1 protein-coding gene is annotated in these 407 nt (G+C 45.0%); it reads left to right on the top strand.

What is annotated here, in order from left to right:
• On the top strand, positions 1-407 hold a 407-nt coding region (locus FH871_RS35045), incomplete at both ends, for an LURP-one-related family protein (RefSeq protein WP_138995361.1).

The following is a 407-nucleotide window of genomic DNA, read 5'->3' as shown; positions in this document are numbered from 1 at the left end:
AAAACTTTTTTCGCTGGGAGGCAAGTTCACCATCAGCGATGAATTGGGCCTGCCCTGCTATCAGGTTGAGGGCAGCCTCTTCAAGATTCCCAAGACCTTTAAAATCATGGATATGCAGGGCAATCTGGTTGGCCAGATTGATAGGCAGTTCTTTAGTCTTCTGCCCAAGTTCCAAGTTAACTTGGCCAATGGCCAGTCTTTCACTATCAAGAAGGATTTGACCCTTATCAAACCTCACTATTCCATTGCCAACCTAGGCATGGAGGTGCAGGGTAATTTCTGGGATATGAATTTCCAGCTCTATCAAAATGGTCAGGCGATCGCTCGAATTGACCAAGAGTGGCTGAAATTGACTTCTACCTACAATATCCAGGTCTTTGATGACGCATACTGTGATCTAGTCATTT

Source organism: Larkinella sp. C7, from assembly GCF_006149005.1.
Classification (GTDB): Bacteria; Bacteroidota; Bacteroidia; order Cytophagales; family Spirosomataceae; genus Larkinella.
Note: the sequence above shows the minus strand (reverse complement) of the source record. Positions and strands in the feature narration are given on the sequence as shown.